11 protein-coding genes are annotated in these 15301 nt (G+C 36.7%); all 11 read left to right on the plus strand.

The window, feature by feature from the left end; all coding sequences use genetic code 11:
- A complete protein-coding gene (locus C7K43_RS02160; protein WP_124005350.1) occupies nt 1-717 on the plus strand; it encodes an HAD family hydrolase in 717 nt (238 codons plus the stop codon).
- A gap of 113 nt (nt 718-830) precedes the next feature.
- The gene (locus C7K43_RS02165; RefSeq protein ID WP_124005351.1) at nt 831-3359 is read left to right on the plus strand and encodes a sigma 54-interacting transcriptional regulator; all 2529 of its coding nucleotides are present in this window, start codon (nt 831-833) and stop codon (nt 3357-3359) included.
- Between the two features lie 179 nt (nt 3360-3538).
- Nucleotides 3539-4414, plus strand: a complete 876-nt coding sequence (locus C7K43_RS02170; RefSeq protein WP_124005352.1) for an AraC family transcriptional regulator — start codon at nt 3539-3541, stop codon at nt 4412-4414.
- Nucleotides 4415-4606: 192 nt separating this feature from the next.
- Nucleotides 4607-5698, plus strand: coding sequence for a Gfo/Idh/MocA family protein (locus C7K43_RS02175; RefSeq protein WP_124005353.1), 1092 nt, complete (start codon nt 4607-4609; stop codon nt 5696-5698).
- Nucleotides 5695-6405: a ThuA domain-containing protein gene (locus tag C7K43_RS02180; RefSeq protein WP_124005354.1), complete on the plus strand. Its 711-nt coding sequence runs from the start codon at nt 5695-5697 to the stop codon at nt 6403-6405. The genes C7K43_RS02175 and C7K43_RS02180 overlap by 4 nt, the downstream gene beginning before the upstream one ends.
- Nucleotides 6402-7370 (plus strand): sugar phosphate isomerase/epimerase family protein, encoded by a 969-nt coding sequence (locus C7K43_RS02185; protein WP_124005355.1) that lies wholly within the window; start codon nt 6402-6404, stop codon nt 7368-7370. The genes C7K43_RS02180 and C7K43_RS02185 overlap by 4 nt, the downstream gene beginning before the upstream one ends.
- 12 nt (nt 7371-7382) lie before the next feature.
- Complete coding sequence (locus tag C7K43_RS02190) at nt 7383-8414, plus strand: Gfo/Idh/MocA family oxidoreductase (protein ID WP_124005356.1); 1032 nt, start codon at nt 7383-7385, stop codon at nt 8412-8414.
- A 309-nt stretch (nt 8415-8723) separates the two neighbouring features.
- Nucleotides 8724-8801, plus strand: a complete 78-nt coding sequence (locus C7K43_RS13720; RefSeq protein WP_420824154.1) for a putative holin-like toxin — start codon at nt 8724-8726, stop codon at nt 8799-8801.
- Between the two features lie 1189 nt (nt 8802-9990).
- Entirely contained in the window at nt 9991-11958 is a 1968-nt protein-coding gene (locus tag C7K43_RS02200; protein WP_124005358.1) for a beta-glucoside-specific PTS transporter subunit IIABC, read from the plus strand.
- 248 nt (nt 11959-12206) lie between these two features.
- Nucleotides 12207-13697: an allantoin permease gene (gene allW, locus C7K43_RS02205; RefSeq protein WP_124005359.1), complete on the plus strand. Its 1491-nt coding sequence runs from the start codon at nt 12207-12209 to the stop codon at nt 13695-13697.
- Entirely contained in the window at nt 13698-15062 is a 1365-nt protein-coding gene (gene allB / locus C7K43_RS02210) for an allantoinase AllB (RefSeq protein WP_124005360.1), read from the plus strand. It begins immediately after the preceding gene.
- Nucleotides 15063-15301 lie beyond the last annotated feature (239 nt).

The following is a 15301-nucleotide window of genomic DNA, read 5'->3' on the forward strand; positions in this document are numbered from 1 at the left end:
ATGAGCGTTGCTGTATTTTTTGATGTAGATGATACATTATTAGATAACTATGCTGCGTTTAAGGAAACATTACTTGAACTTTTTCCAAGAAAAAATTTGTCAGAAACCTACCTAAAAGAACTTTACAAAGAATTTAGGGTTCATAGTGAAGCGATTTATAACCAATATCGCATCAATCAAACAACCAGTAATGAAAACATGCATGTTCGATGGCAAATGATCATAAATGAATTAAATGCAATGAATGACTCATCTTTTTTAGAAAAGCTAGATGATTTATACCATGTTAAACAAAAGCAACAGAAGCTTCCAAAAGAGTATATCAATTTATTTTCTTTTTTAAGCAACCAGCAAATCCAATTTGGTGTGTTAACGAATGGGTTAGCAGATGCTCAAGCAAATAAAGTTAAGCAACTACAGCTGCACAATTATATGTCTCCAGACTTGATTTTTATTTCTGAAGTTATTCAAGATGCCAAACCCAATTTTAGTTGTTTTAGAAAAATAGAACAACTTGTTCCTAAAGCAGTTGACTCATTTATTTATTTAGGCGACAGTTTTAAAAATGATATTGAACCATTATTAAATAGTCAATGGTGCCCAATTTGGATCAATCGTTTTAACAATCAAACTGAAAAAGAAGGTTATATTGAAGTAAAAAATAATGAAGAAGCAGTAATGACGATAAAAAATTTGATTCAAAAAAGTACTTTATAAAATATATTATTGGCGTGAACAAACTTCTTTAAGCTGATTGTTCACGCCAATTTCTAATTTAAGATGATTTTTGAACTTATTTTAGGTATCTTAATAAGTTGGAGGTGTTAGATATGAAAATAAAAACACGTCAGGACCTTTTAGCTGCTTTAAAAAAAGGCAAACCAGACATGACAACCACTGAAATTGCGGAGGCTGTAAAGTTGAGTCGCTCAGTGACAAGCCTTTATTTAAATGAACTTTTAGCAAATGGCGAAGTTATCAAGAAAGGATCCAAGCCAATTTATTGGCAGTTAGCTGATTTTTCGGAAAGTAAGAACGCAGAAGATATTTTCCAGAAATTTATCGGCAGTAATGGTAGCGTAAAAGAAGCAATTAATAAATGTAAAGCTGCAGTTCTTTATCCTCCTTTGGGTTTGCCCCTTTTAATTCATGGTGACAGTGGGGTTGGCAAAAGTTATTTAGCAAAACTAATTTTTGAGTATCTTAAAGCAAAACAAGTAAATGGGACTGAAAAGTTTTTGGTTTTTAACTGTGCTGATTATGCAAATAATCCAGAGCTTATCTCTTCTATCCTTTTCGGACATACAAAAGGAGCTTTTACTGGCGCAGATAGCGCAAAGAAAGGTTTGTTAGCTCAGGCGGATCAAGGTGTTTTATTTCTTGATGAAGTTCACCGTTTGTCCCATGAAAATCAAGAAAAATTATTTCAATTTATGGATACCGGACATTTTCGTCCGATAGGAGAAGAAGAAAAGACTGTGACGTCTAATGTTCGCTTACTATTTGCTACGACTGAAAAACCAGAAAAAGTTTTATTGCCAACTTTTTACAGACGTATATCTGTCACAATTCATTTACCATCTTTTCATCAACGACCGATTTTTGAAAGAATTGAGTTAATTAAATACTTATTTTTAAATGAAGCAAAACGGATTAAAAAAGATCTAAAAATAAGTCAGAGAGTTTTTTCAAAAATGACGGAAGAAAAATTGTCTGGCAATGTAGGAAGCTTAACAAATGAAGTGCGGATGTTATGTGCTGATATGTTGAGAAAGAATAACGACGAAGAAGTTATTAAAATTGGGGAGCCGCAAGAAAAAGATTGGATCTATCTTTTTCAAACAGATTCCATATTCGATGAAAAGACGCAAGCCATTCAAAAGCTAAGCCAGTCCTTTTCAAACCTATTTAATAAAGACATTGATTTTCCTGAATTAAAGAAAAGCATCTATCAATTTAACCAGGATTTTTTAACGGAATTATTCTCAAGTGACAATGATTGTCTTTTCTATCATATTAAAAATAGTATTCAAAACAGAAATAAAAATACAATAGATAATGAACCTTTAACTGAAGAAGCTGTTTATTGTTTATATAATGTTATAAAACTTAATGAAAATAACGATCACGCCGAAAAATTAGGCAAGGTCAAGCAACAATTAGTGAGTGAATATCCTCGAACAGTTGCATTAGCGAATAATTTGACAAAAGATCTTAACCAGGAAATTAAAGAATTTGCCGAAACCATACTTGCTATTTTACTGATTGATTCTGTTTCAGAAGACATCCGTTATCACGCTTTACTGGTTGCGCATGGGAATTCTACTGCATCAAGTATTCAAGCTGTAACCAATAGGTTGTGTGGAGATTACGTTTTCGATGCTATTAATATGCCATTAACTTCTTCGATTCGCGATATTATTTCTCAAGTAAAAATTTGGCTTTCTGAAAGAGACACTTCACAAGGCGTCGTCATGTTAGTGGATATGGGATCGTTAACGCAACTATACAAAAGTTTAAAACCACAAATTTTAGGAGAATTATTGGTCATTAATAATTTAACGACTTCATATGCATTAGACATTGGTCAAAAATTACTCAACGGAAAATTATTTTATGACATCGCTAAATCTGCAGAAAATAATTTTAAAACAGAAGTACAGTATTTTGAAGGCTTTGAAGTAGAGAAAAACATTATTATTTCAAGTATTTCCGGTAAGGACGTTGCTAAAAAAATCCAATCGATTTGCCAAAAATACCTTGATCCAGATGTTAAGTTAATTGTATTAAAATTCAATGAATTATTGAATACGCTGGAACTCGCTCATAGCCAACAGGATTATCTGGAATCAACTGTTTTAGTGTTGAGTACCTCATATCTAGACAATAAAACCGAAATACCGACGATTAATTTGTTAGATGTGGTAGATGAGGATGCCGAAACAAAATTAGAACAATCGTTTAAAAACCTGATTCATCCAAATGATATTACGAACATTTTAAATGAATTTATCCAATTTTTCTCAAAAGAAGGGCTGTCAGAAAAATTAGTTTTTCTAAATCCAGATGTCATTATTCGACAAGTAGAAGATGTCGTTGAAAAGCTTGAACGACGGTTTAACTTGAAATTATCGGCAAAAATGCGTTTTAATTTGTTGATGCACTCAGCACTTCTAATTGAAAGAACAATATTAGGGGTGGAAGATTATTCCGTTCCTGAAAATATAGATGAAATAAAAATCAATGGAAGACTGTTTTACCAGAACGCTAAAAATGTTTTCTATTCCTTAGAGCAATTCTATAAAATTCAAATTTCTGATTGGGAACTATATGTGATTTATGAACTGTTAATCTCTTAAGATGTTTACACAACGTAATGATTATAATTACTTCGTTACAAAAATAGAATGAGCCAATATAATTTGACGGTTTTGAACAAAAGGCTAGATTTCTAGTCTTTTGTTCATTACAATAAAAGAAAAGGCATACAATTGTAGATGTAGTCTTTTCTAACAAATTTCCGTAAAAGAGGTTTTCCATGAGTTTATATCTAGAGATCCCACAGTTAGACCAGCAATTTCCTTATCGGATGTTAGTAAATGACGGAATGACAATCGTTTATCCACACTGGCATAAGGAAATTGAGATCATTTATGCCAAGTATGGCAAAGTGAATATTGGTCTTGATGGAGAAGTCATTACGCTAGAAGAAGGAGAAATTATTTATTTTGCTAGTGGCCAGCCACATTATTTTTTGGCTTCACCGGAAAGCGTTCGTTATGTATATCAGTTTGACTTAAAATTGTTCGATGAAGCCATTTTGCGTAAAAATGAAGAAGATTCCTTATTTTCTTTGTTTGAAGAGGGTCAACGACATAGCCGTTATTGGCCGCAAGAATTTGCCAAAATGGTGCAAAATTTATTACTGGAATTATTTGAATTGCAAGATGCTGAAGCGCAAGGGGAAAATTATTTAGTTTTAGCGATATTGTATCGTTTAATCGGGGAGTGTTATCGAGCTTTGCCGAAGAAACAATCGTTGAAAACTAAAAAAGTACCGAATGCTATTCAACAAAAAGAAACATTACAGCGTCTGAATAAAGTATTTGATTACATCGAAAATCATTATCAAGAGGTGATGACGATTGATGATGTGGCTAAATATGTCGGTTTTAGTCCTTATTATTTTACACGCTTTTTTAAAACCAACACCGGACAAACGTTCATGCAGTTTTTAACAGAGTACCGGATCAATCAAGCACAATTTATTTTAGGTAACGAAAAATTACCAATGGCCGAAGTGGCGGAAAGAGCAGGTTTTGCTAGTGTGAAGACCTTTCATCATGTGTTTAAAGAAGCAGTTGGGCAATCGCCACTACAATATCAAAAGAAGATGAGTCTATTGTCTTCTTGAAAGAAAAGCATAGTTTAAGACATGAAACAAATTTTTAGCCTGAGCAAATCGCTGCAGGCTTTTTTGTTGTGTCATCAATTTTAGTTAAAAAGCAATATCTGGGAATTTTCCCTCAGGAAAACAGGAAGAATCATTACTGATTCTTCGTTATAATAAATAGGTAAGGTTTAAAACGTTTTCAGGAGGGAAGCTATGACAGTTAAAGTTGGCATTATTGGCTGCGGTGGAATCGCAAATGGGAAACATCTACCGGCGCTATCGCAAATTAAAGAAGTAGAATTTGTCGCTTTTTGCGATATTATCGTTGAGCGCGCACAAAAAGCAAAAGAAGAATACGGCAAGGTAAATTCAGAAATATTTGAGGATTATAATGAAATGCTTGAGTCAATTGATCTAGATATGGTTCACGTATTGACGCCTAACGATACTCATGCAGTGATTTCGATTGCGGCAATGGAGGCAAACAATCACGTAATGTGTGAAAAACCAATGGCAAAAACATCTAAAGAAGCGCGACAAATGATCGAAGTTTCAAAGCAAACGGGCAAGAAGTTAACCATTGGTTATCAAAACCGGTTCAGAACAGATGCGCAATATTTGCATGAGATTTGCCAAGAAGGCGAATTAGGCGAAATTTACACAGCGAAAGCCCATGCGATCAGACGGCGTGCGGTACCAACATGGGGTGTATTTTTAGATGAAGAAGCCCAGGGTGGTGGTCCGCTGATTGATATTGGAACCCATGCGCTGGATTTAACTTTGTGGATGATGGGTAATTATAAGCCAAAATATGTTGTCGGCAATACTTATCACAAATTAGCTGAAACAAAAAATGCTGCGAATGCTTGGGGTCCTTGGGATCCGAAAGAATTTACAGTAGAGGATTCGGCATTTGGTTTTATTGTAATGGAAAATGGAGCGACTATTTTTCTTGAAGCCAGTTGGGCGTTAAACAGCTTGGATGTCAAAGAAGCGAAAACAACCTTGATGGGAACCAAAGGCGGTGCGGACATGAATGATGGTTTGACGATCAACGGCGAAGATCATGGGTTACTTTATGATAAAGAAATTCAATTAGAAACCGGTGGGGTTGACTTTTATGATGGAGAAGGCGATGACCCAGAATTGTTAGAAGCTCAATCATGGATTAAAGCAGTAACTAATGGTACCGAAGTTGTTGTTAAACCGGAAGAAGCTTTAGTAGTCACAGAAATCTTAGAAGCGATTTATAAAGCGTCTGCAACAGGTGAACCGGTTTATTTGTATGAAAGGGGTGCTAGATGATTAATGTAACAATTTGGAACGAGTTTCGTCATGAAAAAACAGATGAAGCAGTGCAAAAAATGTACCCTAAAGGAATTCATGGACAGTTAGCAACTGTCATTGGAGAAGAATGTTCGGTGAAAACGGCAACTTTGGATGAACCAGAACATGGTTTAACAGAAAAAGTATTGGAAGAAACGGATGTCTTGCTTTGGTGGGGACATATTGCTCATGATGAAGTTGATGACGCAATTGTTCAACGAGTACATGACCGTGTTCTACAAGGAATGGGACTAGTCGTACTTCATTCAGGACATCTATCCAAGATTTTTAGAAAGTTAATGGGAACGTCTTGTGACTTGAAATGGCGAGAAGATGGTAAATCCGCTCGTCTCTGGAATGTGAACCCTAGTCATCCAATTGTCGCAGGAGTTGGTGAATTTATTGACTTGGAACATGAAGAAATGTATGGCGAGCATTTCGATATTCCGGCACCAGATGAATTAATTTTTGTCAGTGGATATCCTGGAAGCGAAGTGTTCCGTAGTGGTTGTGTTTTTCGCCGCGGTAACGGCAAGATCTTTTATTTTCAACCAGGACATGAGACCTACAATAGTTACTACAATGAAAAAGTGCAACGTGTGATAAAAAATGCGGTTCATTTTTGTGCACCGACTGAAAATATTTACCCTACTTATGGACATTATGAAGGAGAGGATAACAAATGAAATTAGGCGTATTTACACCCCTATTTAATAACTTAACATTTGATGAAATGATCGAAGAAGCAGCTGAAAAAGGGTTGGAAGCAGTAGAAATTGGTACCGGAGGTTCTCCGGGTTCGGCACATTTAGACATTGATCAATTGCTGGCAAGTAGTGACGCTCGTAAAGAATATTTGCATAAATTACAAGATAAAGGATTAGAAATCTCGGCTTTGAGTGCGCACCATAATCCAATTTCAGCAGATAAAGAAATCGCGACACAAGGCGATGAACTGCTGCGCAAAACGATCAAATTAGCGAATTTGATGAATGTCCCCGTTGTTAACGGTTTTTCTGGAGTATCCGGTGGTAATCCAACTGATACAGCGAATAACTGGCCGGTACTTCCTTGGCCGAGTTCTTATTCAGATATTTATAAGTACCAATGGGAAGAGAAATTAATTCCTTATTGGAAAGAAATTAATACAGAAGCTGAAAGTGCCGGAGTGAAAATCGGCATCGAATTGCATGGTGGCTTCTTACTTCATACGCCATACACAATGTTGCGTTTGCGTGAAGAAACCGGTAAAGCGATCGGTTGTAATTTGGATCCAAGTCACATGTGGTGGCAAGGGATCGATCCAGTTGCGGCAGTGAAAATTTTAGGGAAAGAAAACGCCATTCATCATTTCCATGCTAAAGATACCTATTTGGATCAAGATAATATCAATATGCACGGAGTAACGGATATGCAGCCTTACAACAATGTTGAAACGCGTGCTTGGACTTTCCGTACGGTGGGCTACGGTCATGACATGAAAGTTTGGTCAGATATCATCTCAGCTTTACGAATTTATGGCTATGATCATGTTTTAAGTATTGAACATGAAGACCCGATCATGTCGATCGATGAAGGTTTGACTAAAGCCATTAAGAATTTAAAAGGCGTGATGATTAAAGAAGAACCATCTGAGATGTGGTGGGCATAAGGAGAGGTGTAAATGACAGCAGTAAATTTTGTGATCGTAGGGTTTGGTGGCATGGGCAGCTACCATGAAAAAAATTTGATGCCAACAGAAAAAGAAAAAATTAACCTAATTGGTGTTTACGATATCTTAGAAGAAAGACAAGAGGTAGCTCACGAAAAGGGGTTGTTTACCTATGAAAGCTTTGAGGCGGTTTTAGCTGACGAGAAAGTAGACGCAGTACTGATCGCTGTACCAAATGATCTGCATAAAAGTATGAGCATTGCCGCATTAAAAGCCGGAAAACATGTGGTCTGTGAAAAACCAGCGACTTTAAATACGGCCGAGTTTGATGAAATTTTGGCAGTTGCTGCCGATACTGGCAATCGTTTTATGGTTCATCAGAACCGACGTTGGGATCCGGATTTTTTGATGGTACGGAATTTGTATCAAAATAAACCGATTGGTTCGGTATTTCAAATTGAATCGCGTGTAAACGGCGCAAATGGCATCCCTGGTGATTGGCGTCATTTAAAAAAACACGGTGGTGGCATGCTTTTAGACTGGGGCATTCATTTGTTAGACCAAATCCTTTGGTTAGTTGATTCACCAATTAAAGATGTCAAAGTTGATTTTAGCTATATTTTAGGTGATGAAGTCGATGATGGGTTCACCAGTTTTATTACTTTTGAAAATGGGGTAAAAGCATTGGTTGAAGTTGGTACGACTAATTATGTTAAGTTGCCGCGCTGGTATGTCAAAGCGACAGAAGGAACTGCACGGATTGATGACTGGGATCTGTCTGGTGAGATGGTTCGTGCTGTACAAACGGCTAACGAGTCGATGCCTCAACCTATCCAAGCTGGCGTTGGGTTAACTAAAACCATGGCGCCGCCTTCAGAAGATGCCACAGAAGAGTTAGCATTACCAGAGGCAACAGCTGAATATGATACTTTTTACAGTAACGTTTATCATGTGATTCGTGATGGCGCACAGCCCATTGTAAAAAATACAGAAGTTCGCAATGTTTTGCTGTTAATTGAGCAAATGTTCGAGGAAGATAAATAAATTATCTATTGTTTTAGATAAGCTCCCTGCTAATTAGACATGTTCTCTAATGTTAGGAATTTTTGAAACTACGACAAAAGAAAAAATAGCCTGCATCATTTCCCTAAAAAATAAGGGTTTGATGCAGGCTATTTTTAATTAAATCACTCAAATTTTAATAGGTTTAAAATATTTTATATGTTATTATTTTTATAACAGTAAAGTTTATGACGGTGGCTATCTTTTTGAAAGGTGGTGGTGCTTATGAAAATAGCACTGAAATCTATAGAAAGGAGACGCTCGTTGTCTGCCGCTGAGGCGATAGGGCTAATGATCAGTTTCGGTTTGTTAACCGCAACAGTGATCTTTGGCATCCTATCCATAGTGAAAAATGACAATAAAAAATAACCGTCTACTTTAGCAGAGTACGGTTATTTTTTAAATAATCACAACTTTGCCACCGTCTTACTCGGTGCTGTTGGAGGACGTATAATCAGTGCGTCCTCTTTTCATTTATAGTGTAGCAAAGTATCTAGGAAAACTCAACTATTTGCATCTTTAAGTATGTGTCAAATACGACTATTTCGTATAATAATATAGTCATTTTTGCTGTTGGCATTATTATGCGAGTCAAAACACTAACTGACTCTCCATGTTCGAAAAAATGAGGGTCGTACCTCACTCAAGCATATTCTCTGAAAAGCGAAAAATAGAAAAAATATTTAAGAAGAGTGATTGGCGAAAATTTATACCATTAATTGAAGAAAATAGTGGTATAAAAAGGAATTAACCACATAAGAACGACAAACTGGTGGTATAACTTACAAGCTGTCCCACTAGTTTGTCAAAGTTATGTTCTTAATTTAAGAAAATGGGATGAAAAAAGAGCTTTTAACTAAATTTAGCGCATAAGAAAGCAAAAGTGATGGCATAAAAAAACAGTTAACCCATAGGAATAGCAAACTAGTGATATAACTTATGTTTTATCCCACTAGTTTATGAAAGTCATGGTATAATTCCAGCCAATTGACCTCTACCAAAAATTTGCTTCTTTGTAATATTAAAGACAGCCAGCATCACACACATTTTTCTGCAATACAAGAGACTTTTTTCCGCTAAAACTGTATTTTAAGTTTTCTTCACCAACATTAGTTCTATTTTAAATATGTTGGCTCGGGCAATAAATAGTTCCGGTTCTGCTGTGTTGATTTCATACGATAAACTGTTGCGGTACTTTTTAATGGTATTAATTACCTCATTATCCTCCACAAATATTTTGTAACTTGTTTCGTTTTCAAAGTCTTGAAATTACAAGGCGCCATTGATGATCAAGGACTGAAACAAACCGGAAGAGCCATCATGAAACTATTTTCAACGTCGTAGCGAGCTTAGTTAATTTAAAAAAATAATGGTTGAAATAGAAAGCGATTCATGCTAATTTAATGGTAGACATTTTTTGGACTGTTACCGGTGTGACCAGGCATAACCTAAATGAGCTGACATAGGCAAAAATAGTAATTCTGTTTTTGTAGTGTGGGGCTTATTTAGGTTTTTTATTTGGGCAATTATACATTAAATAGGAGAGGAAGTATAAGTTATGAGTAAAGATAACTACGATGATTTAGCTCGTGATATCATCGATCATGTCGGTGGCGAGGAAAACGTAGCAGGGCTTCGTCACTGTGTTACCCGTTTACGTTTTAATTTAAAGGATGAAAATAAAGCGGATACGGATTATTTGAAAAATAAAGAAGGTGTTGTCACGGTTATGAAAAGTGCTGGGCAATACCAAGTTGTTATAGGAGAACAAGTAGCTGAAGTATACGAAGCAATAGTAAACCAAACAAATATTGGCGGAGATGCTTCTGCTAGTGAATCCAGTGATGGCGGAAGTGAAAACGATAACCGAAATGTACTTGATAAGTTTATTGATTTCATTTCAGGTGTTTTCCAACCCTTCTTGATGGCTCTGGCTGCCACTGGGATGATCAAAGGACTTGTAGCATTATTAGGAACAGTAGGTGTTGACCCAGAAAGTGGTTTATATCAAGTACTGAATTTTGCTGGTGATGGTTTCTTCCAATTCTTACCAGTGATGGTTGCGATTACCGCAGCTCGTAAGCTAAAAATGAATGAGTTTACAGCTTTGGCGATTGCGGTTGCTTTCTTACATCCGGAAATCAATAATTTGATGACAGGGGATGTGATGTATACGCTGTTTTCTGGCACAGCATTTGAATCTCCGATTTATTCCACATTTATAGGGATTCCAATTATTATGCCACCTAATGGGTATTATTCAGCAATTATTCCGATCCTAGTATCCGTATGGTTAGGTTCTGTAGTAGAAAAATGGGTGAAAAATATTATTCCAGGTGTTGTTCGTTCATTCTTAACGCCATTTTTTACCGTTATGATCGTTTTTGTCATTTCATTAATCGTGATTGGACCGATTGCTAATTGGGCTTCCACATTAGTCGGACAATTTTTCCTTGTCGTTCAAGGGTTTAGTCCACTGCTATTTGGTGCTTTATTGGCACTTTCGTGGCAATTATTAGTTATTTTTGGACTGCATTGGGGTATTGTCCCAATTATGTTTATTTTGTTAGCAGAACAAGGCTATGAAACGATTGGGCCTGTAATGGTAGCATCAACGTTTGGTGTGTTAGGAGTTATCATTGCGTTACTTATTAAATCCAAATCTAAAAAAGTACGAGACATTGCGTTACCAGGTGCGATTTCGCTGGTATTTGGCGTTTCAGAACCAACGATTTATGGTTTAATGCTGCCAATGAAACGTTCCTTCTTATATGCGTTGATCAGTAACGCAGTAGGTGGTGCCTATATTGGTTCTATGAATGTGGTAGGTTACCGTGCTGGCGGTTTAGGTGTATTTTCAATCTTTAATACGATTAATCCTAACGGCAATTTAGATATGAACTTTTGGAATGTAATTATCGGATTTGCTTTGTGTACTGTAGTTGGTTTTGTACTTCAAATGGTATTCCCAGTGCCATCTTTAGAAGGTGATGGAAATGAAGGGCAAACTGCAAGCAACAAAAACGATGATAAAGGTTTAGTAAGTAGTGAAGAGTTACAAGAAAGTGCCAAAGAAGACATTATTGCTAGCCCAATGCAAGGACAATTGGTTCCAATAACTGAAGTAAGCGATGAAGTATTTTCAAGCGAAGCTTTAGGAAAAGGCGTGGCTATAAAACCTGAAGTTGGCGAAGTAAGAGCTCCAGCAAATGGTGTTATTTCAACTCTATTTCCTACGGGACATGCGGTTGGAATGAAAACCGATGAAGGGACAGAGGTTCTGATTCATATCGGATTAGATACTGTTGAACTGGAAGGAAAATATTATGAAATTTTGGTAAAACAAGAGCAACGAGTAAACGCCGGTGATCTACTTATTAAGTTTGATAAAGCAGGTATCGAAAGTGAAAACTATGATATGATTACGCCGATAGTTATTACCAACTCTGGTGATTTTAAAGCAATCGATGTGACTGAAGAGACAGAGGTTACACCAGGCGATTATTTATTAACCGCTATAAAATAAAAGATAAATAGCTTACTTTAAAAGATTGTCCTCAAAGTAGGATCATTGATGATAATGGTCTTATTTTGAGGAGATTTTTTCCTTTTTAGGGGAAAAACACGCCTTTAATTTCCATTTTTATACAATGTAAGCGAAAACAATCAACTTGTATAATAAAAATAGAAGCTAAATAAAAAGAAGTACGGCTTGTGTGGTATAGTAAAAGTGAAACGAGTCATTGAATTGCAAAATTGGTAAGGAGGCTTTAAATGGCGAGCTCCGATTATGTAGTTACGGACAAAGAAGTCGAGACATTTGAAGAACGAGGGTATAATGAGGATCTAATCCCAAAGCGTGGATCACAACGAAATATGTCAACCAGAAATTATTTTACACTTTGGATGGGGTCGGTTCATAATATCCCTAATTATACAGCTGTTGGTGGGTTCCTTTACTTGGGAATTTCACCCATCAATGTCATGCTGGCGATTGTAGTCAGTTCGCTGGTTGTGGCAACTTTTATGATATTGAATGGACGAGCAGGTTCTAAGTATGGGATTCCATTTGCTATGCACTTAAGGTCTGCATATGGGAATTTAGGCGCAAAACTACCTGGATTTTTAAGAGGGTGTGTGGCAGCAATCGCCTGGTTTGGTTTGCAGACCTATACAGGGTCGCTAGCATTACTAGTTATCATGGGTAAAATTTGGCCCGGTTTTTTAGATATCGGCGGTTCCTTTGATTTTTTTGGTATTAGTGCTCCTGGACTTATTGCTTTTACTCTTTTTTGGATTTTAAATGTACTTATCGGATTTGGTGGGGGCGATATTCTAAATAAATTTACCGGAATTTTAGGTCCAGTAATTTATGTAGTCATCATTGCGATGACAATTTGGGCGATTCGTGTCGCAGGTGGGATGTCGCCTATACTTTCTTATGATGTGAGTGCAGCATCGAGTAATAATCCTCCGATTCTAGTTTATCTGATGATTATTAATTCGGTCTTAGGCGTTTGGGCAGCGCCGGGTTCTAGTGTTTCGGACTTTACGCAAAAGGCCAAATCAACAAAAGATCAAATGTTGGGACAAACATTAAGTTTTGTTGTTAGTTATTTAGTATTTGCTTTTTCAAGCGTGGTGATCCTAATCGGAGGTTCGATCCATTTTGGTGTACAAGAGTGGAATATTGTCAATGTGATTAATAAGTGGGATAATTTACCCGCAGTTATTATAGCAACAGGGGTCTTCCTAATGACCACAATTTCAACCAATACTACGGGCAACATTATTCCGGCAGCGTATCAACTCACTGCGTTATTACCTAAAAGGATTAATTACCGCAGGGGAGTTATTATTGCAAGTATTGTTAGTTTTATTATTATGCCGTGGAAATTGATGGAAAATGCGGATAGTATTTTTATCTTTTTAAATTCTATTGGAGCCGTGTTAGGACCAGTTGCAGGTGTTATGATAACTGATTTCTTTATTGTTCATAAACAACACATTGATTTAAACGAACTTTATATGGATACAAAAGAAAAAAACACAAAAAACAAATATTTTGGTGTGAATACTGCAGCCTATATAGCAACGATTTTAGGTTTAATTATCTCAATTAGTGGACAATTTATAGCAAGTATTCGTGTAGTTTCAGACATATCATGGTTAGTCGGTTTTGTTTCAGCAGGAATTATCTATCTATTGCTAAAAAGTTTCTATACGAAAAGGATTGCTAGAAAAGCTTACGAGGAGGAAACGTAAATGCAAAACGAATTAGTCATCAAGAACGGTCTGGTTCTTTTAGAAGACGGCGAGGTAAGGACCGATATTGGCGTCAAAGATGGTAAAATCAATATGATCGGTAACAACCTTGAAGGTGAACAAGTCATTGATGCATCAGGATTAATTGTTAGTCCAGGGATGGTAGACGCACATGTGCACATTACAGATCCCGGCGGCGGTTATCGTGATGAATGGGAAGGCTATATAACGGGGACTGCAGCAAGTGCAAAAGGCGGCGTTACTTCATTTATGGAGATGCCTTTAAATCAAGTACCAGCAACTGTGGACGAAGAAACGCTAAATATTAAATATCAAGCAGGAGAAAATAAGCTAAAAGTAGATGTTGCTTCATTTGGCGGATTGGTTCCCTTTAACCTTGAAGGCGGTATTCAAGAATTAGATGCAGGCGGTGTGGCAGGCTATAAATGCTTTTTAGGTTCTTGCGGCGATCCTTTAATTACAGGAGATTTCCAAAATGTCGATGATTATTCGTTATATGAAGGGATGCGACAAATTGCTAAGACTGGCAAAGTGCTAGCGATTCATTCTGAAAATGCGCCAATTACTGACAAACTTGGTGAAATTGCGGTAGCAAATGGGGAAACGTCAATGGAAGAATATGTCGCAACTCGCCCTGCGTTTACCGAAGTCGAAGCGATTTGTAAAGCCATTTTAATGGCCAAAGTCACAGGTTGTCGTCTTCATATTGTTCATGTCGCTTGTAAAGAAGGGGTCGAAGAAGTCATCAAAGCCCGAGAAGAAGGTGTGGACGTGACTTGTGAAACGTGTGTTCATTACCTTTACTTTGCAACAGAAGAACTTAACGCCATTGGTCCAGTGGCAAAATGTTCACCCCCAATTCGTGAACAAAAACAACAAGATGCTTTATGGGAACATGTCCAAGCAGGAAATATCAGTTTTGTCACTTCAGATCATTCACCTTGTACACCCGATTTGAAAGACACGGAGGATGCTTTTGAAGCTTGGGGAGGCATTGCAGGACTGCAAAATGATGTAGATATTTTATTTGACGAAGCGGTACAAAAACGAGGGATGCCATTAAAACAATTCGTTCAAATGATCGCTTCTAAACCAGCTGATCTTTATAACCTGGACCAAAAAGGACGTATCAGCGTGGGTAAAGATGCCGACTTTGTTTTAATCAAACCGAATTCTTCTTATACATTAAAAGCGGAGGATTTAGAATACAGAAATAAAATCAGCCCTTATATCGGAAGAGAAATTGGAGCACAAGTTTACAAAACAATTTTAAGAGGACAAACGATTTATAGCAAAGGAACAGGTGTGACAGCAGAATTTCCAGGAGAGTTTATCAAGAAGTAAGCGGTTGTGAAAAAGTATTGAAAAACCTGCAAAATAACGAGTGATCGTTCATTTCGCAGGTTTTTTGGTAAAAAGAAATACAGAGATAATAATATTTTTTACAGGATTGCTGATCAAGATAATTATTTCAAAAAAGTTGTTGTAGTAACTCGTGGAACTTATCATAACAGATTTAGTGGACAGTGTGGTTTTCTTTAAATCATGGAAAGCATACACAGGAGAAAACAAACTAGACAGAT

Source organism: Tetragenococcus koreensis (genome assembly GCF_003795145.1).
In the GTDB taxonomy this organism is placed as follows: Bacteria; Bacillota; Bacilli; order Lactobacillales; family Enterococcaceae; genus Tetragenococcus; species Tetragenococcus koreensis.

What these genes read in the sequence shown, in the direction of transcription:
- C7K43_RS02160 (WP_124005350.1), top strand. Translation starts at nt 1, where the DNA reads ATGAGCGTTGCTGTATTTTTTGATGTAGATGATACATTATTAGATAAC.
- C7K43_RS02165 (WP_124005351.1), top strand. Translation starts at nt 831, where the DNA reads ATGAAAATAAAAACACGTCAGGACCTTTTAGCTGCTTTAAAAAAAGGC.
- C7K43_RS02170 (WP_124005352.1), top strand. Translation starts at nt 3,539, where the DNA reads ATGAGTTTATATCTAGAGATCCCACAGTTAGACCAGCAATTTCCTTAT.
- C7K43_RS02175 (WP_124005353.1), top strand. Translation starts at nt 4,607, where the DNA reads ATGACAGTTAAAGTTGGCATTATTGGCTGCGGTGGAATCGCAAATGGG.
- C7K43_RS02180 (WP_124005354.1), top strand. Translation starts at nt 5,695, where the DNA reads ATGATTAATGTAACAATTTGGAACGAGTTTCGTCATGAAAAAACAGAT.
- C7K43_RS02185 (WP_124005355.1), top strand. Translation starts at nt 6,402, where the DNA reads ATGAAATTAGGCGTATTTACACCCCTATTTAATAACTTAACATTTGAT.
- C7K43_RS02190 (WP_124005356.1), top strand. Translation starts at nt 7,383, where the DNA reads ATGACAGCAGTAAATTTTGTGATCGTAGGGTTTGGTGGCATGGGCAGC.
- C7K43_RS13720 (WP_420824154.1), top strand. Translation starts at nt 8,724, where the DNA reads ATGATCAGTTTCGGTTTGTTAACCGCAACAGTGATCTTTGGCATCCTA.
- C7K43_RS02200 (WP_124005358.1), top strand. Translation starts at nt 9,991, where the DNA reads ATGAGTAAAGATAACTACGATGATTTAGCTCGTGATATCATCGATCAT.
- allW (WP_124005359.1), top strand. Translation starts at nt 12,207, where the DNA reads ATGGCGAGCTCCGATTATGTAGTTACGGACAAAGAAGTCGAGACATTT.
- allB (WP_124005360.1), top strand. Translation starts at nt 13,698, where the DNA reads ATGCAAAACGAATTAGTCATCAAGAACGGTCTGGTTCTTTTAGAAGAC.